Below are 21828 nucleotides of genomic sequence, written 5' to 3'. Positions count from 1 at the left end.
TACATAATCGCTGCATAATAAGTCCTTGTAACCCTATAAATGCTATTTAACCAGTTACAGGAAAATATCATGAATACACACTCTGTTTCTTATCGTTATCAGCAGGCCGACGGCGTTAATGTTTTCTATCGAGAAGCGGGCGATCCATCACTGCCGGTGTTGCTACTGCTGCACGGTTTTCCCACCTCTTCTCATCAGTTTCGCAATCTCATCCCGCTTCTGTCCGATAAATTCCATATCATCGCGCCCGATCTGCCTGGCTTTGGTTTTACTGACGTCCCCGCCGAACGTAACTATTCATGGACTTTTGACGCACTCGGCCAGACGCTGACCGTGTTTGTCGATGCACTCGGGTTGAAACGCTACGCAATGTATGTTTTCGACTATGGCGCTCCCGCAGGTCTGCGGCTGGCGCTGGCCTACCCGGATCGCGTCAGCGGACTGATATCGCAAAACGGTAATGCCTATCTGGAGGGACTGGGAGACGCCTGGGCACCGGTTCGTGCATACTGGGCGGAACCCAGCGAGGAAAACGGTGAGGTGATCCGCGACGCCATCCTGACAGCCGAAGGGGTTAAGTGGCAGTATCTGCATGGGGTCAGCGATCCGCAGCAGATCGCCCCGGAAAGTTATACTCTGGACACGCTGCTGATGGAGCGTCCCGGAAACAAAGATATTCAGCAGACACTGTTCCTTGATTACGCCAGCAATCTCAAACGCTACCCGGAATTTCAGGCATTCTTTCGCCAGCAGCAGCTCCCGACGCTGGTGATCTGGGGCAAACACGATCCTTTCTTTATTCCACCCGGCGCCTTGGCCTGGCAGCGCGATAATCCGCAGGCGGTGGTCGAGCTGCTGGATAGCGGTCACTTCGCGCTGGAGACCCATACCGATCACATCGCGATGCGCATCCGTGAGATGTTCAGCGGCGACTGACCTGCTGCGCGCAGAGGCAGGCTACAGGTCGCTGCCTCTGAAAACTCAATGCTTATTCATTGCTGAAGCGGCCGACCGTGCTGGCCGCGCCCAGGGCATGACCTTTCAGCTGTGCCACCAGCTCTGCCTGAGTTAACCCCGCCTTCAGCTGGCCCATCGGCAAATCGGTGGCGATCAGCACAAAGTTATAGTGATGCAGGCCGCTGCCTTTCGGTGGACAAGGTCCGTAATAGTGCTGTGTCCCGGGGGTATTTTTTCCGCCGGTATAGTCCTTGCCCTCTGTCAGCGCGCCCTGCGCAAACGACGAACGGCTGGCCGGAATGTTATAGGCCACCATATGTGTCACGCCCAGCCCTTTGGCCCCGACCGGATCGGTCATCAGCAGAGCCAGACTACGGGTGCCCGCCGGAATCGCAGACCAGTTAAGCTCGGGAGAGATATTCTCACCGGTGCAGGAAGGATTACTTTTATTGGCACCGGCAAACTTTTTGTCCAGTAGCGCATTATCGCTGAAGTCCTGTGATTGCAGCGTAAACACCGACGCTGCCAGCGTAGTTATTGGCAAAACGGCAAGCACCGTTGCGCAGAGTAATTTTTTCACCAGCCACTCCTTATCAGGTTAATTCCGGATGGATTGCATCACTGCCTGCTTACTATAACGGCTTTAACTCATTTAGCCCGGATGACCGCCCGTTTAAATATTGCGAAACGGCAAATCTATGATCGCTGTCGCGCTGGCTGAGGGTGCTGACGCGTTGCCCTGAGACGCATTACCCGATATAAGTTAACGCCTGCCGCTGAGTTTTCGCCTGAAACCCCGTCACTGTCACCGATAAGTGGACACTATGCAGATTGAAGATCTCCGGATTTACATCGCCGTGATACATGCTGGTAACTTCACTGCAGCCGCTGAGCAGCTGATGTTATCGAAACAGTATATCAGCCGCCGCATGGCCGCGCTGGAAGCGTCATTAGGCGTACGTCTGCTGATACGTAACACCCGCAAGCTGTCAGTGACGGATGCGGGTCTGCTGTTTGCGCAACATGCTCAGCGCATTCTGGATGAGATTCAGGAAGCCGAACTGGCAGTGTCGGAGCAGCAGCATACGCTGCGCGGCACTTTCCGCATCAATCTGCCGATGTCGTTTGGCATGAGCCACCTGTCACCGCTGATCACGGAATTTCTGAGTCATCATCCGGCACTGCAGTTTCAGATTGAGCTGGCGGATCGCTATGTTGATGTAATTGGCGAAGGCGTCGATATGGCAATCCGTATTGGCACCCTGGCCGATTCCACGCTGATTGCCCGCCCGCTGGGCGAACTGAAGCGGGTGATCTGCTGCAGTCCTGACTACCTGAAACGGGCTGGCACGCCTCAACATCCGGATGAGTTATTGCAACACGCCTGTCTGCGCTATGGACGGGAAGGACAGAATGGCTGGGAACTGCAGGTTAATGGCAAAGCGAAGTGGCTGGCGGTTCAGGGCCCTATGGTAAGTAACAATGGCGAAGTGCTGCGTGATGCCGCCCTGGCGGGACTCGGACTGGTCTTGCTACCCGCTTTTATCGTTGAGTCAGCCCTGCAAAGGGGTGAACTGGTGACGGTGCTGGACGGCTGCCAGCCGCCACCGCTCTCCCTGAATGCGGTTTATCCGCAGCACCGTCAGCGCAGCGAAGTAAACCGCCAGTTACTGGCCTTTTTACAGACGCGTTTAGCGCCGTAACTGATCTAAAGCGTTTTTAATGCCGCAAAAACGCGGGCGACTGCAACCGCACCGGGATCGGGCACGCCATTCAGGTTCGCGCTGTTGAGATAAGATGATCGGCCCGCCTTTGCTTTTCCCATGCTGGCGGTTGCATCACTGCCGTGCTGCGCCGCATCTGCTGCGGCTGCCAGCGATTTGCCCGCCACCAGCGCCTCAATCGCGGGCTGGAGCGCATCAATCAGTGTACGATCGCCCGGTTTAGCCCCGCCATACTGCTTCATTTTTTCCAGACCCTGTTGTAAAGCGATCGGTAAGTCGTCTCCTTCCGACAGGTGCTGTGCGGCGGCGGTGAAGAAGATAGCCATCAACACGCCGCTGGAACCACCCATAACCGTGGCCAGTCGCTCACCCGTTACCGCGAGCAGGTCAGGCAGAACATTCAGCGGCAGCTGATTATCGGCGCATTCACGCTGGATCTGACGCGCACCAGCAGCAAAGGTCGACCCGGTATCCCCGTCACCCACCTGCGCATCGAGTTTATTCAGCTCGCTTTCACTGGCGATCAGCGTTTCACAGATGCGGTTCACAAAGGCAGCGACCGCCGGGTTTTCGGAGGGTTGCACCGGATGCGCTGTCGCCTCCCGGGCTGCGTTAACCGGCTCCAGTGATGTGATCTCAACCGCCGGAACCCAGCCGGTTACTTCGACCGGGGCGCAGATAGCCGCTTCGAACAGCGGCGTCAGCGTCATGCGGGTGACGGAAAAGCCTTTCATGTCCAGCGCGGTCATCAGCGGTGCCGGACCTATCAGATAACGGCTTCCCCGGCTGAGCGGCGACTCAATCAGATCGCGTGTAACCAGACTCATCTCCAGCGCCGACATTCCGCCAAGATTATTCACCAGCAGCGCGCAGGACTGATCCTTACCAGACATCACCTTCTCCAGCAGATGCTGCACAATCTGCTGGCTGTTCTGAGTCGGCATGACGTCAACGCCCGGCTCGCCGTGAATCCCCAGCCCCATTTCCACGCTGCCGTCGGGCACCCGCTGACCGGTCTGTTCATCCGGCAGATGACAGCTGGAAAGCGCGACCCCCATGGTGGCGATAGCTCGACTGGCGGCCTCTGCGGCCTCGGTTACCGCCGCCAGATCATCACCCCGCTCGGCGACAAAGCCTGCCACTTTATGCACCAGCAACGTGCCTGCCACGCCGCGTGGCTGAGGATTATCCGGTAAAGCCACATCATCACCGACAATCACCATATTGACGCTGAACCCTGCATTGCGGGCCTTTTCAGCCGCCAGCCCAAAGTTGAGTCGGTCGCCGGTGTAGTTTTTCACAATCAGCAGACATCCCGCGTCCCCGGTAAGGTTGATGATGGCGTTATAAACCGCATCAACGCTGGGTGAGGCAAACACATCGCCACAGACGGCCGCCGTCAGCATCCCTTTGCCGATGAAGCCGACATGGGCAGGCTCATGGCCGGAACCGCCACCAGAGATCAGTGCGACCTGCTGTTTTTTCCAGTCTCTGCGCATCACGATGCGAATGTGGGGATCGACCTGCAGCCGCACCAGATTGCGCCACGGACTGGCGTAAATCATGCCATCTAACGCGCTGTCGACGAGATCATCCTTCTTATTCATTACGAATCGGGTCATGTCTTCATTCCTCATGGGCGGACGGGTTTGTGATAAAGAAGTGTTGCACACAACGGACGATGGGCATAATTCCCCGCCCCTCATCGCAACCCCATCAGACGAAAGTCGTGTCTGAATGAAATGCGCGCATCACTTTTTACTAATTCATTGATTTTTATCAAATGTCCTTACCTGAAACTGAGAGGTTATGCGCAGAACCTGCACAGCGGATCACGGATCGTAGAAAACCATTTGTTAACAGAGGATGTTTTGATGACCCAACGTATGATTCTGAATGAAACCGCCTGGTTTGGTGCTGGCGCATTACGTCATTTGCCTGAAGAGGTACAGCGTCGCGGGATGCGTAAAGCGCTTATTGTCACTGACAAAGCGCTGGTTGCGGCAGGTGCGCTGAAGCGGGTCACTGACCTGCTGGAACAACATCAGCTTGCCTGGGCGGTTTACGATGAGGTCGTGCCGAATCCGACTATCCGGGTGGTGCAGCAGGGCGTTGCCGTGTTCAGGGAATCAGGTGCTGACTACCTCATCGCCATCGGCGGTGGCTCACCGCAGGACACCAGCAAAGCGATCGGCATTATTATCAACAACCCTGAATTCGAAGATGTCCGCAGCCTGGAAGGCGTCAGCCCAACCCGTCATCCGTGCGTGTCCATCATCGCCATTCCAACCACGGCAGGCACCGCGGCAGAAGTCACCATTAACTATGTCATTACCGACGAAGAGAATCGTCGCAAGTTTGTCTGTATCGATCCGCATGACATTCCAAAAGTGGCGATTATTGATGCGGAGATGATGGCGAGCATGCCCGCCTCGCTGAAAGCTGCCACCGGTATTGATGCATTAACTCACGCGATTGAAGGGTACATTACGCGCGGTGCCTGGCCCCTGACTGACATGCTGCACCTCAAAGCCATTGAAATTATCAGCCAGTCACTGCGCGAATCGGTGGCGGGTAATATTGATGCTGTTGAACAGATGGCGCTGGGGCAGTATGTGGCCGGGATGGGCTTCTCCAATGTCGGACTTGGTCTGGTGCATGGTATGGCGCATCCGCTGGGTGCCTTTTATAACGTGCCGCACGGCGTGGCGAACGCTATCCTGCTGCCACAGGTGATGGCGTGGAATGCCCCGTCAACAGGCGAAAAATATCGCGATATCGCTCGCGTCATGGGTGTGAAACAGGTCGACACGCTGACGCTGGATCAGGCGCGGGAAGCGGCTGTCGCTGCGGTTCGTCAGCTCTGCCGCGATGTGGGCATTCCCCGTTCGTTGCGTGAGGTCGGCTTGCAAGAGGCAGATATTCCTGCACTGGCGCAGGCGGCACTGGATGACGTCTGCACCGGCGGCAACCCACGCACGCCGGATCTGGAAGCGGTGATGGCGCTCTATCGTCAGAGTTAAAACGCGCACGCTGTGTCGTTATGTACTTCAATATCAGGCCCGCCCACCATCGCGGGCTTTTTTACGTCATGGCCACGGTCTGTCAGCAATCATTCGCCAGGAGTTATTCAGACAGGATCGCGGCATCCGCAAAGGTCCGACCCGCATTTTCCGGCACGGTTTTCAGCCTGAAATCGCCCGTTATCTTCATGGAAGTCAGAGAGCAAATCAGCCGCATTGACCGATAATTTCTTTAGATGCTAAACCCTGATTCACTTGATCTGGATCACAAAACTCCGCATCATGCGCAGCGAAAACCATAATGACGCTGCGGAGATATCAATGACACTGTACCAGGGTATGCTAATTTTCTATGCCGTTGTTGCACTGGTCGCGACGCTGATCACCTTCTTTATCGCCAAAGATAAGCTGAGCATCAAACTGCTGAGCGCCTTTCTGGTGGGTGCCACCTGGCCGATGAGTTTTCCTGTGGCGCTAATGTTTGCGCTGTTTTAATTGACAATATCCCCTTAGCGACCACACTCAGGTAAGACGTCCCTGACCTGCCAACCGCCGATCACCGACGTGACCTTACTCATGAAGGTTAATAAGGAGCGGATATGCGCGTAGTCAGTGTGATGATTCTGGTTTCTCTTCTCAGTGCCTGTAGCGCCCCGTGGCACGCTGAAAAACCGGTTCCCGCGGCCGAAACCCGGCAGCAGACCTGCCAGCCCGGCTCTAATCCCAGCCAGAACGACTGCGGTCACTTCCCCGAGCCTGAGTTCCACTAATCAGCTATACAGCAATCGCTGTGGCGAGATCGCATTTACGCTATTTCATCACATAACAAGGCTTTACAGGCCGCTGACCGGTCAGTAAAGTAGCGCCCAGACATCAATTCTGATGCGTAAGCGTTAACGTCAACCAACGCCCCCGCAGCACTGCTGCATGTGATGATCCCTGCCATGATGCCTGTACAACAGCAAGCTAAACCCCTCGCTGCGTTTTCCAGCGCCAGCTTTTTTTTGTTCGTCCTGCTGCTCACCGCAGCGAATCTTCGGGCACCGATTACCGCCGTCGGCCCGGTGCTGCAGGATATTCGCCAGACTTTTGGCCTCAGCGCCAGCGAAGCAGGCCTGTTTAACTTTATTCCACTAATGCTGTTTGCCCTGCTCGCCCCCCCTGCCGCCTGGCTGGGAAATCGGGTCGGGCTGGAACGCAGTTTGTGGGGCGCACTGTGCCTGATTACTGCCGGTTCACTGTTGCGTTGGCTGCCCGCTGAAGCGGCGTTATGGAGCGGAACGCTGCTGCTGAGCGCAGGCATTGCCGCTGCCAACGTACTGCTGCCGCCGCTGATTAAGCGCGATTTCACCGCCCATACCGCCAGATACATTGGCCTGTACGCCGCCACCATGTCGATTACCGCCAGCCTGGCGTCCGGCATTGCGGTACCGCTGAGCCAGTACTCAACGGCGGGCTGGCGACTCTCACTGGTTGTCTGGGCGCTGCCGGGACTGGTTGCGCTGCTCGCCTGGCTGCCGCTTTTATGTCAGCGGCAGTCCACTTTAGCGCCAGCTGACGAATCGGGTGCACATCGTCATGTGTGGCGCTCAGCTGGTGGCTGGCAAATCGCCCTGTTCATGGCACTCCAATCGCTGGCGTTTTATACCCTGATCGACTGGTTTGCCGTATTTGCTCAGGATAATGGCTTCACTCAGGCGCAGGCTGGCTGGCTGCTGTTCTGGTATCAGGCAGTTGCAATCGTTGCTAACCTGGGCTGCATGGTTGCGCTGAAGCGGGTAAAAGATGCCCGGCTCACCGCATTCATTGCTTCCTCGGGTATTTTCCTTGGTATGTCAGGACTTCTGCTTAATCCGCAATGGGCGGTGATCTGGCTGACACTGGCCGGACTGGGCGCCGGGGCTTCGCTGGTGCTCTGCCTCTCGCTGTTTAATCTGCGCGCCACACATCACCGTCAGGCCTCACAACTTTCAGGCATGGCGCAATGTGTAGGTTATGCGCTGGCAGCCCTGGGCCCGCTGTTTTTTGGCGTGCTCCATGAACAGAGCGGTAACTGGACGCTGCCCTTCAGCGTGCTGGCACTGCTGAGCCTGTTACAGATGGTATTGGCTCCGCTGGCAGCACAGTCAAAACCCATCAGCTGAAAATGCGGCTCAGCGACTCATAACAGATGACTGGCCGGGCGCAAATGCATAGCGCATTGCCGGTCAGCGAAAACCGACGGGAGAAAAGTGCGTGTCTGAACTGAATAATGCTCTGCTGCAGGAGGTCCTGGATCAGGTGCGTCCGCTGGTCCATCGGGGAAAAGTCGCTGACTATATCCCCGCGCTGGCTGATGTCGCGGCCGACAATCTCGCCATAGCCGTTTGCCTGCGTGACGGCACCCTCTTTCAGGCGGGCGATGCGGAGACGCGCTTTTCGATTCAGTCCATATCCAAAGCGCTATCGCTGACCGTGGCGCTGACCCGCTATGACGACAGTGAAATCTGGCAGCGGGTGGGCAAAGAGCCATCAGGCCAGCCATTTAATTCCCTGGTGCAGCTGGAGCTGGAACAGGGCAAGCCGCGTAATCCGTTTATTAATGCCGGGGCGCTGGTAATTTGTGATCTTCTGGAAACCCGCCTGACCGCGCCGCGCCAGCGAATGCTGGAAATTGTGCGCCAGCTGAGCCAGCAGCCCGATATCAATTATGATCGCCACGTTGCCCGCTCTGAATTTGAACATTCTGCCCGCAATGCCGCGATCGCCTGGCTGATGAAGTCATTTGGTAATTTCGATAATGATGTCACCAGCGTCATGCAGACCTATTTCCACTATTGCTCGCTGTCGATGAACTGCGTTGAACTGGCGCGCACCTTCGTCTATCTGGCTAATCAGGGTAAAACACTGGATGGCAGCCAGATGATTACACCGCGTCAGGCACGGCAGATTAACGCACTGATGATCACCAGCGGGATGTATGACGGCGCAGGTGAGTTTGCGTGGCGGGTCGGGATGCCTGCGAAGTCAGGCGTGGGAGGCGGAATTATTGCCGTCATCCCTGGCGAGATGAGCATTGCCGTCTGGTCACCCGGGCTGGACAGTGCAGGTAATTCGCTGGCGGGCACCGCTGTGCTGGAATTGCTGACGGAAAAGCTGGGGCGCTCGATATTTTGATTATGAGCGCGTAAATAACAGGCTCAGCGTGATGAAAATCAATGGTGTTCCCATGATTCCGGCAAGCTGATTTTATATCTTCAGTGCAGTACGCTGGCGATTTGAGTCGTCAGCGTTAATCAGCGCTCAAAAAATTCTTAGTGCGAAAGCTGTGCCAGCTCTTCTTCTGTAAGACCGGTCATCTGCATGACGGTATTGCGATCCATACCGCTCGTCAGCATAGTGCGGGCAATTCTGAGTTGCATGCTTTGCCTTCCTTGCTGAAGCCCGATCTCTTTGCCTTCGATGCGGCCTTGTGCAATGCCCAGCTCAATGCCTTTCTCAAGCCCTATCTGCTCAAGCTGTTGTGCGATAGTCATAAGTACGTTCTCGTGTTGGGGCACACGCTGTGCCAGCTCCTGTACAAAGGTTTTGGCGTCTGATACTTCGCCCGCCTGCACAATGTAGTTTATCAGTGATATCACCTGCGATGAAGAGTGATCGCCTGCCATCAAAATGGATACCAACCTGTCCATCAGTTCTGCCAGATCCCGCTGCCGGATATGTTTCTGCAACAGGGTCAGTGCCGCCATGCTGCGGTGTTGCATGATCTCATCGTCAGGAATCGTCGTGACATCGACCAGCGAAAAACTGTGGCTGTAAAGCCTGTCCGCCAGCAACGGGTCGTCGAACTCATCCAGCCACCGGGTCGAATAAGGATAGGGAGTGCGTCTGCCCGCGTAAAACAGTATGGGTATCACCAGCGGCAGTCTCTTATGCCCAGCTTCAAGATGGCGCTGCATGGCAGCCACTGCATAGCGCATCAGCCGAAATGCCATATGTTTGTCAGGTGATGACTGATGCTCAATGAGTACATGGATATATCCATTGCCAGCGGTAGTTTTAAGACTGTAAAGCACGTCGCTGAAGTACTGCCGAAGGTCATCCTCGACAAACGACCCCGACTCCAGCTTCAATGTGCTGAGATCGCAGCATTCGCGCAGTTCTGGCGGCAGGTGCAGCGCCATAAAATCCCGGGCAATACCCGGCTGAGTCAGAAATTGCCGGAATGTTGCATCATGAGGCGTGGGCATGCTGTTGTTCTTTTTCACTGACCAGAATCCTTTCTGTTCCTGAAGCGCTGACAACGGCTGATAAAGCCAGTAAAAGGCGCTAAATCCCGTAGCGCACGAACGTTTAAAGTACGGATGGAAATAAAGAAATGAATACTCTGATGATTGAACCCCGTAAAACGCTTTTCCTGAATTCTACGAGGTTGCTCTGGATATCAACGGATAGCGGGCCTTAAAAAGCCATTCCACCCCGCTCAGCTCACCACATTAACCGGCTCGCCCTGAATAAAGGCCGCGATATTGGCCATCACGCCAGTTACCAGATTTTCTACGCCGCTGCGGCTCGCCCAGGCAATGTGCGGCGTCAGCAGCAGATTGGGCAAATCTGCCAGTAGCGGGTTATCGGCAGAAGGTGGTTCGCTGCTCAGGACATCCAGCGCTGCGCCGCCAATCAGCCCCTGCTTTAATGCCTCCGTAAGATCGGGCTCGTTAATCAGCCCACCGCGCGCAGTGTTAATCAGCAGCGCATGCTTTTTCATTTTCGCCAGCGCCTTACGGTCAATCAACTGACGAGTACTGTCACTTAACGGGCAGTGCAGCGAAATAATATCGCTGGTGGCAAGCATCTGCTCAAAGCTGACATAGCCCTCACGCACGCTGTCGCTGCCTTTACGCTCCGCGTACTGCACCTGCATTCCCAGCGCCTGGGCCAATCTGCCAACCGTCTGACCGATATCACCTTTACCCGCGATACCCAGCGTGGTGCCACCAATATCCCCTATCGGCTGACGATGCAGACAGAAGTGCTGTGCCTGCGGCCAGTCGATGCGGGTATTAACGGCATAAGCCATTATCTGACGACGCAGGGCGAAAATGGCGGCGATCACCGCCTCCGACACGCTCTGGGTGGAGTAACCAGGAACATTACTGACCACGATGCCGCGGTCACGGCACGCGTTGAGGTCAATACAGTCATAACCCGTCGCCGCAACACAGATAAAGCGCAGTTCGGGAAGCTGCGCCAGGGTATCGGCACGCAATTGCACCTTATTGGTAATCGCAACCGTCGCGCCCGAAAGCGCAGAGACAATGTCACTGACCGGTGTCTGTGCGCGAATCTCCCAGTCAGCCTGTTGTTGCCCGGTCGGCAGAGAGACAGGCAGCGTGTCACCATCCAGCATTACAATTTTCATCTTCAGTCCTTTATGGGTTTGGTTTAATGCAACCGACCCATCAATGTTATTTGTATGTATTTAACGGGTAACATCTAAGTTAAATGATGCTGGAATTAAAGTGAATATGTTCAAAGAGTGCGAAATTTTTCGGAACAGAAACCACTTTATTTAACTCTTTTATCCCCTTCGCGTTACACTGCCGCCCGTAATTTTCACCCCTTGCGTCCGTTAAAATCATGCAGAAATCTTCACTCAGACATCGACTCACTGCCGGTATTGCGATACTGGCTGTGCTGCTGTTGTTTGTTGCCCCGATGATTTCAAAGAATCTGGCTGAGCATCACGCCACGATGCAACGTGCATCTGCCATGAGCGCAGAGATGCCGATGATGCATCATCACAGCGAGATGATGTCGATGGCGGACCATGGGATGATGATGGTTCCTGGTTTTGCCTGTGGCTACTGCGATTTACTGGTGCATGTACCGCTGATGCTCTGGGTGTTTATCCCGTTCATCTGGTGGATGAGCCTGATCACCCGCGCCCCGCCGCCCTCTACGATTAATCCGCCTCCCTGGCGATGGATGTTGCGTCTCCACCGACCACGAGCGCCACCTGCTTTCGCGTCACACTCACTGCTTTCTGATTCGATTGTGTGACAACGTCACCCAGTCGCCTTTGTCTTTTGAAAAGTGTGGAATGCTATGTCCTCTTCTCAGGAAATTATCCCTGCACCGCGCGGCACGCTGTTTAATCTTTTTCGCCGCCTGCATTTTTACATCGGCCTGTTTATCGCGCCGTTTATTTTTGTCGCCGCGCTCACCGGCACACTCTATGTTCTGACGCCGCAGCTGGAACAGGCGATCTACCACGATGCCCTGACTACCGATGCACAGGGCCACGCGCAGCCGTTGTCAGCCCAGATTGCTGCCGCACGTGCGCGAGCGGGTGAATCAGCACGTATCTATGCCGTGCGTCCCGCGCCGGGTCCGCAGGATACAACCCGCGTGCAGTTTGCTGAGCCTCAGCTTGGCCCATCGGAATCGCGATCGCTGTTTATCGATCCTTACACGCTGCAGGTGAAAGGCGATATGACGGTGTATGGCACCAGCGGTGTGCTGCCGCTGCGCATGTGGCTGGATCAGCTACATCGCGGCCTGCTGCTGGGCGATTTTGGCCGTAACTACAGCGAACTGGCAGCCTCCTGGCTGTGGGTCGCCGCGCTGGGCGGGATCGTTTTATGGTCCGGCACCCGGCCACCGCGCACCCGCAGAAAAGTGCGCAGCGGTTTTGCGGCAACGCGTCACTGGCACGTTACGCTGGGCCTGCTGCTGGCTATCGGGCTGGTCTTCTTTTCGGTAACCGGACTGACCTGGTCACAGTGGGCAGGCAACAATATCGAAAAGATGCGCAGCGACTTTGGCTGGAAAACGCCGCAGGTTAACAACGCACTGAACGGTGACGCGCCCGCCGAAGCCGCCGATCCGCATGCTGACCATCGCAGTACGATGATCGGCATGACGATGTCCGGCATGACCATGCCAGCCAGAACCGCCGCGCCAGTGGTCCTGAATCAACCGAATGGCAGCTGGGATCAGGCGCTGGCAGCAGCACGCCAGGCCGGACTGCACGCCGCGAAACTGGAGTTACGTCAGCCTAAGAACGCAGAACAGGCCTGGACCGTATCGGAGATTGATCGCAGCTGGCCAAGCCAGGTTGATGCGGTTTCCATCAATCCGGCTGATTTTAGCGTGGTCGACCGCGTTGAGTTCGCCAGCTTCCCGCTGGTGGCGAAACTGACCCGCTGGGGCGTGGATGCGCATATGGGTGTACTGTTTGGTCTGCCTAACCAGCTGATTCTGGCCCTGTTCGGCTTTGGACTCTGTGCGATGATTGTGCTGGGCTACCGCATGTGGTGGATTCGCCGCCCGGCGGTTCCCCAACTCAGCCCCTCGCAGACGCTGTTGTCCGCCTGGCTTGCACTGCCGCGCTATGCACAGGGCACCAGCCTGATAGTGACGCTGGCGCTGGGTTATGCGCTGCCTGTTATGGGCATCAGCCTGGTGGTGCTGATCCTGCTGGATATTCAGCGCTGGCGCAGCGCGCAGCGTGCGTCGGTCATCCGGGAAGAAATTGCGCCAGATAAGCAGTCGCCGCTGGCTATCGTCCAGTCACGCTTCGCCGGAAAGCGCAAAGAGATGCGCTATTTTCTCCGCAGCGTCACGGTGCTGGCGCTGATTGTGATTTCAGTGATGGCGAATGCGATGATTGGCGGCGTGATTGACCAGTATCAGATCCCCTTTAGCCACTGGTCACTGACCATGTATATCACACAGGCGATGATGATCCTGCTCTACTCCACGGTCTTTACCGGGCTGTTGTCGATCCCACTCTGGTATTTCTTCCTGGGTGAGAGCGACGAACAGGGCAAATAAGCCGATGGCGCCCCGCGTGATTTTTTATTCAAAATAACTGACGAAGCCGGGCAAATCATCCGGCTTCTCATTCTGCGCCTGAGGTCTATGATCGTTGTTATGCCTTCCTTTATCTGAGAATAAATCATGAACATTGTGCGAGCTAATCCTGAACAACTGTTTGAGTACGGTCCTTTTACCGTTCGTCGTCAGCGACCTGGCGAGGCGCTTAGCCCGTTGCTCACGGTTGACCTGATGTCGCTGAAACTGGATGCCCGGCTCCCGATGCAGCAGCATCAGGATGAAGAAGTGTTCACCTACCTGTGGCGCGGTTCAATGCAGCATCAGGACAGCAACGGCGAGCGTACCCAGCTCTCTGCGAAAAAGGTGATGGTGGTGAATGCCGGTGAGGGTGTTCAGTACGAAGAGTCAGTACCGCTCTATGAAGCGGAGTTGTTGCAGGTCGTTATCCGGCCTTCGCAGCCGGGCGGTGAAGCGATGACTCAGGTGCTGGAGCGCGATCAGGGCATCATGACTAACGGCTGGACCGAACTGGCCGGGCCGGAAGAGTCTGACGCCCCGCTGGAACTGCGCCAGGAAGTCTATATCTACGATACGCTGCTGGAGCGTAACCAGACGGTGGACGTGCCCTCAATGCCGGGCTTTGTGGCTTACCTGACCGTGCTGGAAGGGATTATTCGCATTGGCGATCAGCGACTCAGTCGTGGCGATGCGGTGAGCGGACTGGATAGCAGCATGGAGATCACGGGCGACAGGGATGCCAATCTGGTTTGCTTCCTGGTCAGGCCAGACAACATTGCATAACATAGCGCGGGACGTTTCCCGCGCTTTTTTGTTCCACACAGATTAAAGCGTATGGCGTTGCTGCATCGCCTGCACCCGCTTATAGGCATGATCAAACTGACGTACATCGTCGCGCAGCCAGTGGCGCTGTGTCAGCGGTGCATCATCCAGCGCCTGCGGCAGCGGCACACCCGCCAGCGATCCACGGCAGCAAAAGGCACGCGCCAGCGTCGGTGTAGCGATGCCAATGTAGCGGGCAAACTCTGGCAAGGTCATCAGTGCTGTACTCATTTTCCACCTCCTGTTAACAAAATATTCCCTGCATTTTCAGCCCAAATCTTTAATGCTTTTATTGATCTGAAACATAGATGTGGTACTAATCTTCTGCCTGCTGATGAGATAGCTCGCCTCGCCTGCCGTAAAACGAAAAGAAGTGAGGAACCCGTGCGCCATTATGGATTGATGATTGCTCTGCTGTTTTCCGGTTTTGCCACGGCTCACACGCTGACCACAGGCCAGCCAGTCCCGCCCGTCTATGTTGCCGATAAAGGGGAAATGCTCCTCAATGAGGGCGATATAAATTATCAGCGCTGGAACAGTCAGACACTGACCGGAAAAGTGCGTCTGGTGATTCATGTAGCGGGCCGGCTTTCTGCAAAAGACCAGAGCGCACCCTTAATCAAGGCCATTCAGCAGGCAAGTCTGCCGCGTGACCGCTTCCAGACTACCACCATCGTAAATACCGACGCTGCCCTGCCCGGCAGTGCCATTTTTGTGGTGCGCAGCATCGCCTCCAGCAAAAAAGCGGCACCCTGGCAGCAATTTATTATCGACAGCAGTGGCGTCACTGCCCATAGCTGGCATCTTCAGCCGGAAAGCGCGTCCGTCGTAGTGATTGATCCGGAAGGGATTGTGCGCTTCGCTAAAGATGGCGCATTATCAGATGAGGATGTCGCCAGCGTGATGAAACAGCTGCGCGCATTGCTGGGCTGATTCAGGCAATATAGTGGTCAGGATGGCGCGTCAAAACGCGGAATGCTGCTGAATTCGCCGACATTTTTATCGCTGTAAGCTACGCTTAGTTGTAATGGATTTACCCGCCGTTCTTTGAAAACCTGCCAACTATGCTGTGGCAGTCGGGGACGATTATTGAAGATGGCATCGAATCATTTCGACCTGCTGTGACTTCCTCTGTAGATAAGGACAGCCATGATGACGGTCTGTGCAGAACAATACGTCAATTTCAGCCACAGTGATGCAGCCAGCCTGTTGAACGACATTGAGCAACGGCTTGATCAGCTTTTACCAGTTGAGAGTGAACGTGATTTAGTCGGCGCGGCAATGCGCGAGGGTGCGCTGGCACCGGGAAAGCGTATTCGCCCGCTGCTGCTGCTGCTGGCCGCGCGCGATCTCGGCTGTAGCGCCACCCCTGCCGGGCTGCTGGATCTCGCCTGCGCGGTTGAGATGGTGCACGCCGCCTCCCTGATTCTGGATGACATGCCCTGCATGGATGATGCGCAGCTGCGTCGCGGACGACCAACCATTCACTGCCAGTATGGTGAACATGTCGCGATTCTGGCCGCAGTGGCGCTGCTGAGTAAGGCGTTTGGCGTGGTGGCAATGGCTGAAGGCTTAACGGCGGCCGCCAGAGCCGATGCGGTCGCGGAGCTATCCCACGCGGTCGGCATGCAGGGTCTGGTTCAGGGTCAGTTCAAGGATCTTTCAGAAGGCGACAAGCCACGCAGTGCCGACGCGATTCTGATGACCAATCATTACAAAACCAGCACTCTGTTCTGCGCCTCTATGCAGATGGCCTCTATTGTGGCGGAAACGCCAAAAGAGGCACGCGAACAGCTGCACCGCTTCTCGCTGAATCTCGGTCAGGCCTTTCAGCTGCTGGACGATCTCACCGACGGCATGGCGGATACCGGCAAAGATGCCCATCAGGATGACGGGAAATCGACGCTGGTCAATCTGCTGGGGCCTCAGGCGGTAGAAACGCGACTGCGCGATCACCTGCGCTGTGCCAGCGAGCATCTGCTTTCGGCCTGCCAGGACGGTTATGCCACTCATCATTTTGTTCAGGCCTGGTTTGAGAAAAAACTCGCTGCCGTCAGTTAAGGATGCTGCATGAGCCACTTTGCGGTCATTGCACCGCCCTTCTATAGCCATGTGCAGGCGCTCACGCATCTGAGCCAGGCCTTAATCGCACGCGGACACCAGATTACCTTTCTCCAGCAGACGGATGTCAGCGCACTACTGACTGACAGCAGGATCGGCTTTTTCCCGCTGGGTCTCGCCTCGCATCCGGCAGGCAGTCTGGCGCATACCCTGCAGCTGGCGGCGCATCCTCTTGGCCCGTCGATGCTTAAGTTAATCAATGAGATGGCCCGCAGCACAGAGATGCTCTGCCGTGAACTGCCGGTGGCGATGAAGACGTTGGCGATTGATGGCGTGATCGTCGATCAGATGGAGCCAGCCGGTGCATTGGCAGCAGAGTCTCTGAACCTGCCCTACGTCTCTGTGGCCTGTGCGCTGCCACTTAACCGTGAACCCGATTTTCCGCTGGCCGTGATGCCGTTTGACTATGCAAACACCGATCAGGCACGCGAACGCTATCGCGCCAGTAAAAAGATCTATGACTGGCTGATGCGCCGTCACGATCGCGTTATCGCCCGCAATGCCCATGCGATGGGATTAACACCACGGGAAAAGCTGCATCACTGCTTTTCACCCCTGGCGCAAATCAGCCAGCTGATGCCGGAACTCGATTTCCCCCGCCAGGCGTTGCCCGACCATTTTCATTCGGTCGGTCCGCTGCGTGCAGCGGTAACAGCGCCTGCCGCGTCGCAGCCACGCTACTTCCCGCACGGCGACAGACCGCGCATTTTCGCATCACTCGGTACGCTGCAGGGACATCGCTACGGCCTGTTTAAAACCATCGTTCGCGCCTGCCAGGAGATCGACGCGCAGTTGCTGCTGGCGCACTGCGGTCGCCTGTCACCGTTTCAGGCGGAAAAACTGGCGCAGTCCAGCCATGTACAGGTGGTAGATTTTGCCGATCAGGCTGCCGCACTGGCGCAGGCCGATCTGGCGATTACCCACGGCGGCATGAATACCGTGCTGGATGCCGTTAACCATCTGACGCCACTGCTGGCGATTCCGCTGGCCTTTGATCAGCCAGGCGTCGCGGCCAGAGTGGTCTGGCACGGTATCGGACGTCGCGCTTCACGCTTCACCACCAGCCACGCGATGGCCCGTCAGCTTCAGACCCTGCTGGCTGATGAAAGCTTCGGCCAGCAGATGAAAACGCTGCGCACTGCGCTCTGTCAGGCGGGCGGTACTACCCTCGCAGCGGATATCGTCGAGCAGGCGATGCAGACCCGCAAACCGGTCATCACCAGGAGAGATTATGCCGCGGTATGATCTGATTCTGGTGGGCGCAGGGCTGGCTAATGGCTTAATCGCCCTGCGTTTACGCCAGCAGCGCCCTTCACTGCGCATTCTGCTGATTGATGCAGAAAGTGAGCCTGGCGCGCATCATACCTGGTCGTTTCATGCGGACGATCTCACTGACACGCAGCTTCACTGGATTGCTCCGCTGGTGGTTCACCACTGGCCCGGTTATGAGGTGCGCTTTCCGCAACGAAACCGTTCCCTTAACAGCGGCTATTTTTGTGTCACCGCAGAGCGCTTCGCGCAGGTCATCCGCGACCGGTTTGCACCGGATCTACTGCTGAACACCCGCGTGGCGAGCATTGCTTCACGCTCGGTCACGCTGGCGGATGACCGGGTGCTGGAAACTGACGCAGTGATCGATGGACGCGGCTATCAGCCCGATGGTGCGCTGCGCATGGGCTTCCAGGCGTTTGTGGGTCAGGAGTGGCAGCTCAGTTCACCTCATGGCCTGACCGCACCGATCATCATGGACGCGACCGTGGATCAGCAGTCAGGCTATCGCTTTGTCTACAGCCTGCCCTTTTCGGCGGATACGCTGCTGATTGAAGATACCCACTATATTGATAACGCCACGCTGGAAGGCGATCGTGCCCGTCAGAATATCCGTGACTATGCCGCTCAGCAGGGCTGGCAGTTAAAACAGCTATTGCGTGAAGAACAGGGTGCGTTGCCGATTACGCTGACCGGCGACGTGGACGCTTTCTGGCAGACACGCGATCAGCCCTGCAGCGGTCTGCGTGCCGGGTTATTCCATCCCACCACCGGCTACTCGCTGCCGCTGGCGGTCACTCTGGCTGACCGGCTTGCGCAGATGCAGTCGTTCACCTCAGAGACCCTGCACGCCACCATTGCGCAATTTGCCGGTCACACCTGGCAGCAGCAGCGCTTCTTCCGGATGCTGAACCGGATGCTGTTTCTGGCGGGTCCGGCTGACCAGCGCTGGCAGGTTATGCAACGTTTTTACGGCCTTCCCGAAGGTCTGATTGCCCGTTTTTATGCGGGAAAACTCACTGTGTCTGATCGGCTGCGCATCTTAAGCGGCAAGCCGCCGGTTCCCGTACTGGCTGCGCTACAGGCTATTATGACTCCTCACCGTCAACAGGCGATGCAATGAACAGAACGACAGTAATTGGTGCAGGCTTTGGTGGTCTGGCGCTGGCCATTCGCCTTCAGGCGTCAGGGATCCCTACGCGACTGCTGGAGCAGCGTGACAAGCCTGGCGGCCGCGCTTATGTCTACGAGGATCAGGGCTTTACCTTTGATGCTGGCCCCACGGTGATTACCGATCCCAGCGCTATTGAAGAGCTGTTCACCCTCGCAGGTAAGAAGCTTTCTGACTATGTCGAACTCCTGCCGGTGAAGCCGTTTTATCGCCTCTGCTGGGAGTCCGGCAAGGTATTCAGTTATGACAACGATCAGCCCGCGCTGGAGGCGCAGATCAGTGCATTTAATTCGCGCGACGTTGAAGGCTATCGTCGCTTTCTGGCTTATTCCCGAGCGGTGTTTGCGGAAGGTTATCTGAAGCTTGGGACCGTGCCGTTTCTGTCGTTCCGCGACATGCTACGTGCCGCGCCTCAGCTGGCTAAACTGCAGGCGTGGCGCAGCGTCTACAGCAAAGTGGCGAGCTATATTGAAGATGAGCATCTGCGTCAGGCATTCTCTTTCCATTCGCTGCTGGTAGGCGGAAACCCGTTTGCCACCTCGTCAATCTATACCCTGATTCATGCGCTGGAACGTGAATGGGGCGTCTGGTTCCCGCGTGGCGGCACGGGTGCCCTGGTGCAGGGCATGGTGAAGCTGTTTGAAGATCTGGGCGGCGAAGTGGAGCTGAATGCCAGCGTAGCCCGGCTGGAGACGCAGGAAAATAAAATTACCGCTGTGCACCTGAAAGATGGCCGCGTATTCCCGACCCGCGCGGTGGCCTCTAATGCGGACGTGGTTCATACCTACCGTGAACTGCTGAGTCAGCATCCCGCCGCGGTGGCCAGGGGAAAATCCCTGCAGAACAAGCGCATGAGCAACTCACTGTTTGTGCTCTACTTTGGCCTGAATCATCATCACGATCAGCTCGCGCATCACACGGTCTGCTTTGGCCCGCGCTACCGTGAATTGATTGATGAGATTTTTAACAAAGATGCCCTGGCAGAGGACTTCTCGCTTTACCTTCACGCGCCCTGTGTGACCGATCCGTCACTGGCACCCGAAGGCTGCGGCAGTTATTACGTGCTGGCACCGGTGCCGCACCTCGGCACCGCCGATATCGACTGGGCCGTGGAAGGACCGCGCCTGCGCGATCGCATCTTCGACTATCTGGAACAGCACTACATGCCGGGCCTGCGCAGTCAGCTGGTGACGCACCGCATGTTCACGCCGTTTGATTTCCGCGATGAACTGAATGCGTATCAGGGCTCGGCGTTTTCGGTCGAGCCGATTCTGACGCAAAGCGCCTGGTTCCGGCCCCACAACCGCGATAAAAATATTAATAATCTCTATCTGGTCGGCGCGGGCACCCATCCTGGCGCGGGCATTCCAGGGGTGATTGGTTCGGCCAAGGCCACCGCAGGATTGATGCTGGAGGATCTGGCTTGAATAGTCCGTCACTGCTCGATCATGCCGTAGAAACCATGGAAGTGGGCTCGAAAAGCTTTGCCACGGCATCAAAACTGTTTGATGCCAAAACCCGACGCAGTGTGCTGATGCTCTACTCTTGGTGTCGTCACTGTGATGATGTGATTGACGATCAGGTGCTGGGATTCAGCAACGATACGCCGTCACTGCAATCCGCCGAACAGCGCCTGGCGCAGTTGGAGATGAAAACCCGCCAGGCCTACGCCGGATCGCAGATGCATGAGCCTGCCTTTGCCGCCTTTCAGGAGGTCGCGATGGCGCACGATATTCTGCCGGCTTACGCTTTTGATCATCTGGCAGGCTTTGCGATGGATGTCCATGAGACCCGCTATCAGACGCTGGATGATACGCTGCGCTACTGCTATCACGTGGCGGGCGTGGTGGGCCTGATGATGGCGCAGATTATGGGCGTGCGCGACAACGCGACGCTGGATCGCGCCTGCGATCTCGGTCTGGCGTTTCAGCTGACCAATATTGCCCGCGATATCGTTGAAGATGCCGAAACGGGACGCTGCTATCTGCCCGCAGAGTGGCTGGCTGAAGAAGGGCTGACACGGGAGACGCTGGCGGACCCGCGCAATCGCAAGGCACTCAGCCGCGTTGCCCGCCGGCTGGTGGAGACGGCAGAGCCCTATTATCGATCGGCATCGGCTGGGTTACCCGGTTTACCGCTGCGTTCAGCGTGGGCCATTGCGACAGCAAAACAGGTCTATCGTAAGATTGGGATGAAAGTGGTTGAGGCGGGTGCACAGGCGTGGGATCAACGTCAGTCCACCAGCACGCCAGAGAAACTGGTCATGCTGGTGGCGGCATCCGGTCAGGCGGTTACTTCCCGGATGGCGCATCCTGCTCCGCGCCCGGCTTATCTCTGGCAGCGCCCCGTTTAACGCCGTGACGTTCCCTGAGCGTCGCCTGCAGTTTTGACAGCGGCGGCGCGTAGAGAAAACCAAACGAAACACAGTCCTCTTTGCCACGTACGGCATGATGCAGGCGGTGTGCCATATAAAGCCGGCGCAGATAGCCCCGGCGTGGCACATAGCGGAAAGGCCAGCGCTGATGGACCAGACCGTCATGGACGATAAAATAGAGCAGGCCATAGAGCGTCATCCCTGCGCCAATCCACTGCAACGGCCAGATACCCGTGCTGCCCAGATAAATAAGTACAATCGACAGGCCCGCGAACACCACCGCATAGAGGTCGTTGACCTCGAACCAGCCCTTGTGTGGTTCATGATGTGACAGATGCCAGCCCCATCCCCAGCCATGCATAATATATTTGTGCGCCAGCGCCGCCGTTATCTCCATGCCGATAACGGTGACCAGAACAATCAGGGCATTCCAAATCCACAACATAGCTTCTCCCGAACATGCATCCTGCAAAGTGGCGCAGAGGAATAATCTTAACAGAGATTAGGGAAAACCGCGTTCAGGAGAAG

The 21828-nt window shown here is 56.6% G+C and carries 22 protein-coding genes; 16 read left to right on the top strand and 6 right to left on the bottom strand.

Annotated elements, in window-relative coordinates; translation table 11 throughout:
- Positions 1-69: 69 nt before the first annotated feature.
- Entirely contained in the window at positions 70-936 is an 867-nt protein-coding gene (locus FA92_RS20810; protein ID WP_033785004.1) for an alpha/beta hydrolase, read from the top strand.
- Positions 937-988: 52 nt separating this feature from the next.
- Here FA92_RS20810 and FA92_RS20805 read toward each other — a convergent pair whose 3' ends face one another.
- Positions 989-1537: a YbhB/YbcL family Raf kinase inhibitor-like protein gene (locus tag FA92_RS20805; protein WP_033785003.1), complete on the bottom strand. Its 549-nt coding sequence runs from the start codon at positions 1535-1537 to the stop codon at positions 989-991.
- A gap of 244 nt (positions 1538-1781) precedes the next feature.
- On the opposite strand from FA92_RS20805, the gene FA92_RS20800 reads away from it, so the two are divergent.
- Positions 1782-2660, top strand: a complete 879-nt coding sequence (locus FA92_RS20800) for a LysR family transcriptional regulator (RefSeq protein ID WP_033785002.1) — start codon at positions 1782-1784, stop codon at positions 2658-2660.
- A gap of 5 nt (positions 2661-2665) precedes the next feature.
- Here FA92_RS20800 and FA92_RS20795 read toward each other — a convergent pair whose 3' ends face one another.
- Complete coding sequence (locus FA92_RS20795) at positions 2666-4303, bottom strand: dihydroxyacetone kinase subunit DhaK (protein WP_033785001.1); 1638 nt, start codon at positions 4301-4303, stop codon at positions 2666-2668.
- A gap of 252 nt (positions 4304-4555) precedes the next feature.
- On the opposite strand from FA92_RS20795, the gene fucO reads away from it, so the two are divergent.
- From fucO to glsB, 5 genes are all read left to right on the top strand, one after another.
- A complete protein-coding gene (gene fucO / locus FA92_RS20790; RefSeq protein WP_033785000.1) occupies positions 4556-5704 on the top strand; it encodes a lactaldehyde reductase in 1149 nt (382 codons plus the stop codon).
- 321 nt (positions 5705-6025) lie between these two features.
- Positions 6026-6199, top strand: a complete 174-nt coding sequence (locus FA92_RS20785; protein WP_008924737.1) for a GhoT/OrtT family toxin — start codon at positions 6026-6028, stop codon at positions 6197-6199.
- 104 nt (positions 6200-6303) lie between these two features.
- Complete coding sequence (locus FA92_RS23515) at positions 6304-6474, top strand: hypothetical protein (protein WP_013196156.1); 171 nt, start codon at positions 6304-6306, stop codon at positions 6472-6474.
- 174 nt (positions 6475-6648) lie between these two features.
- Complete coding sequence (locus FA92_RS20780; protein ID WP_033785172.1) at positions 6649-7848, top strand: MFS transporter; 1200 nt, start codon at positions 6649-6651, stop codon at positions 7846-7848.
- A gap of 91 nt (positions 7849-7939) precedes the next feature.
- Positions 7940-8860 carry a glutaminase B gene (glsB, locus tag FA92_RS20775; RefSeq protein ID WP_033784998.1) on the top strand — a complete coding sequence of 307 codons (921 nt, stop codon included), beginning with the start codon at positions 7940-7942 and terminating at the stop codon, positions 8858-8860.
- 137 nt (positions 8861-8997) lie between these two features.
- Here glsB and FA92_RS20770 read toward each other — a convergent pair whose 3' ends face one another.
- Together FA92_RS20770 and FA92_RS20765 are read right to left on the bottom strand one after the other, a co-directional pair.
- The gene (locus FA92_RS20770) at positions 8998-9951 is read right to left on the bottom strand and encodes an Rpn family recombination-promoting nuclease/putative transposase (RefSeq protein ID WP_033785171.1); all 954 of its coding nucleotides are present in this window, start codon (positions 9949-9951) and stop codon (positions 8998-9000) included.
- 215 nt (positions 9952-10166) lie between these two features.
- Positions 10167-11105, bottom strand: coding sequence for a D-2-hydroxyacid dehydrogenase (locus tag FA92_RS20765; RefSeq protein WP_033784997.1), 939 nt, complete (start codon positions 11103-11105; stop codon positions 10167-10169).
- A gap of 218 nt (positions 11106-11323) precedes the next feature.
- Between FA92_RS20765 and FA92_RS20760 the strand changes: the two genes are divergently transcribed.
- From FA92_RS20760 to FA92_RS20750, 3 genes are all read left to right on the top strand, one after another.
- Positions 11324-11746: a DUF2946 domain-containing protein gene (locus tag FA92_RS20760; protein ID WP_033784996.1), complete on the top strand. Its 423-nt coding sequence runs from the start codon at positions 11324-11326 to the stop codon at positions 11744-11746.
- Between the two features lie 45 nt (positions 11747-11791).
- Positions 11792-13522 carry a DUF2534 family protein gene (locus FA92_RS20755; protein ID WP_033784995.1) on the top strand — a complete coding sequence of 577 codons (1731 nt, stop codon included), beginning with the start codon at positions 11792-11794 and terminating at the stop codon, positions 13520-13522.
- Positions 13523-13648: 126 nt separating this feature from the next.
- Complete coding sequence (locus FA92_RS20750) at positions 13649-14326, top strand: pirin family protein (RefSeq protein WP_033784994.1); 678 nt, start codon at positions 13649-13651, stop codon at positions 14324-14326.
- Between the two features lie 42 nt (positions 14327-14368).
- On the opposite strand, the gene FA92_RS20745 is transcribed toward FA92_RS20750, so the two are convergent.
- Positions 14369-14596 (bottom strand): hypothetical protein, encoded by a 228-nt coding sequence (locus FA92_RS20745; protein ID WP_033735577.1) that lies wholly within the window; start codon positions 14594-14596, stop codon positions 14369-14371.
- Between the two features lie 171 nt (positions 14597-14767).
- Between FA92_RS20745 and FA92_RS20740 the strand changes: the two genes are divergently transcribed.
- The 6 genes from FA92_RS20740 to crtB all read left to right on the top strand — a co-directional run bounded on the left by FA92_RS20740 (position 14768) and on the right by crtB (position 21279).
- Positions 14768-15298 (top strand): YtfJ family protein, encoded by a 531-nt coding sequence (locus tag FA92_RS20740; protein WP_033784993.1) that lies wholly within the window; start codon positions 14768-14770, stop codon positions 15296-15298.
- Between the two features lie 219 nt (positions 15299-15517).
- Positions 15518-16426, top strand: a complete 909-nt coding sequence (locus FA92_RS20735) for a polyprenyl synthetase family protein (RefSeq protein WP_033784992.1) — start codon at positions 15518-15520, stop codon at positions 16424-16426.
- 9 nt (positions 16427-16435) lie between these two features.
- On the top strand, positions 16436-17731 hold the full coding sequence (locus tag FA92_RS20730) for a glycosyltransferase (protein ID WP_033784991.1): 1296 nt from the start codon (positions 16436-16438) through the stop codon (positions 17729-17731).
- Complete coding sequence (gene crtY / locus FA92_RS20725) at positions 17718-18878, top strand: lycopene beta-cyclase CrtY (protein WP_033784990.1); 1161 nt, start codon at positions 17718-17720, stop codon at positions 18876-18878. Before FA92_RS20730 ends, crtY begins: the two co-directional genes overlap by 14 nt.
- The gene (locus FA92_RS20720) at positions 18875-20353 is read left to right on the top strand and encodes a phytoene desaturase (RefSeq protein ID WP_033784989.1); all 1479 of its coding nucleotides are present in this window, start codon (positions 18875-18877) and stop codon (positions 20351-20353) included. Before crtY ends, FA92_RS20720 begins: the two co-directional genes overlap by 4 nt.
- Positions 20350-21279, top strand: coding sequence for a 15-cis-phytoene synthase CrtB (gene crtB, locus FA92_RS20715; RefSeq protein WP_013196144.1), 930 nt, complete (start codon positions 20350-20352; stop codon positions 21277-21279). The genes FA92_RS20720 and crtB overlap by 4 nt, the downstream gene beginning before the upstream one ends.
- Here crtB and FA92_RS20710 read toward each other — a convergent pair.
- Positions 21218-21745, bottom strand: a complete 528-nt coding sequence (locus FA92_RS20710; protein ID WP_033784988.1) for a sterol desaturase family protein — start codon at positions 21743-21745, stop codon at positions 21218-21220. The genes crtB and FA92_RS20710 overlap by 62 nt on opposite strands.
- Between the last annotated feature and the right edge of the window lie 83 nt (positions 21746-21828).

Origin of the sequence: Pantoea sp. 9140 (genome assembly GCF_000745295.1) — a bacterium.
In the GTDB taxonomy this organism is placed as follows: domain Bacteria; phylum Pseudomonadota; class Gammaproteobacteria; order Enterobacterales; family Enterobacteriaceae; genus Pantoea; species Pantoea vagans.
This window is presented reverse-complemented; position numbering and strand designations above follow the sequence as displayed.

Excerpts from the sequence above, each read along its gene's own strand:
- FA92_RS20810 (WP_033785004.1), top strand. The coding sequence starts at position 70 with ATGAATACACACTCTGTTTCTTATCGTTATCAGCAGGCCGACGGCGTT.
- FA92_RS20800 (WP_033785002.1), top strand. The coding sequence starts at position 1,782 with ATGCAGATTGAAGATCTCCGGATTTACATCGCCGTGATACATGCTGGT.
- FA92_RS20795 (WP_033785001.1), bottom strand. The coding sequence starts at position 4,303 with ATGACCCGATTCGTAATGAATAAGAAGGATGATCTCGTCGACAGCGCG.
- fucO (WP_033785000.1), top strand. The coding sequence starts at position 4,556 with ATGACCCAACGTATGATTCTGAATGAAACCGCCTGGTTTGGTGCTGGC.
- FA92_RS20785 (WP_008924737.1), top strand. The coding sequence starts at position 6,026 with ATGACACTGTACCAGGGTATGCTAATTTTCTATGCCGTTGTTGCACTG.
- FA92_RS23515 (WP_013196156.1), top strand. The coding sequence starts at position 6,304 with ATGCGCGTAGTCAGTGTGATGATTCTGGTTTCTCTTCTCAGTGCCTGT.
- FA92_RS20780 (WP_033785172.1), top strand. The coding sequence starts at position 6,649 with ATGATGCCTGTACAACAGCAAGCTAAACCCCTCGCTGCGTTTTCCAGC.
- FA92_RS20765 (WP_033784997.1), bottom strand. The coding sequence starts at position 11,105 with ATGAAAATTGTAATGCTGGATGGTGACACGCTGCCTGTCTCTCTGCCG.
- FA92_RS20760 (WP_033784996.1), top strand. The coding sequence starts at position 11,324 with ATGCAGAAATCTTCACTCAGACATCGACTCACTGCCGGTATTGCGATA.
- FA92_RS20755 (WP_033784995.1), top strand. The coding sequence starts at position 11,792 with ATGTCCTCTTCTCAGGAAATTATCCCTGCACCGCGCGGCACGCTGTTT.
- FA92_RS20750 (WP_033784994.1), top strand. The coding sequence starts at position 13,649 with ATGAACATTGTGCGAGCTAATCCTGAACAACTGTTTGAGTACGGTCCT.
- FA92_RS20745 (WP_033735577.1), bottom strand. The coding sequence starts at position 14,596 with ATGAGTACAGCACTGATGACCTTGCCAGAGTTTGCCCGCTACATTGGC.
- FA92_RS20740 (WP_033784993.1), top strand. The coding sequence starts at position 14,768 with ATGATTGCTCTGCTGTTTTCCGGTTTTGCCACGGCTCACACGCTGACC.
- FA92_RS20735 (WP_033784992.1), top strand. The coding sequence starts at position 15,518 with ATGACGGTCTGTGCAGAACAATACGTCAATTTCAGCCACAGTGATGCA.
- FA92_RS20730 (WP_033784991.1), top strand. The coding sequence starts at position 16,436 with ATGAGCCACTTTGCGGTCATTGCACCGCCCTTCTATAGCCATGTGCAG.
- crtY (WP_033784990.1), top strand. The coding sequence starts at position 17,718 with ATGCCGCGGTATGATCTGATTCTGGTGGGCGCAGGGCTGGCTAATGGC.
- FA92_RS20720 (WP_033784989.1), top strand. The coding sequence starts at position 18,875 with ATGAACAGAACGACAGTAATTGGTGCAGGCTTTGGTGGTCTGGCGCTG.
- FA92_RS20710 (WP_033784988.1), bottom strand. The coding sequence starts at position 21,745 with ATGTTGTGGATTTGGAATGCCCTGATTGTTCTGGTCACCGTTATCGGC.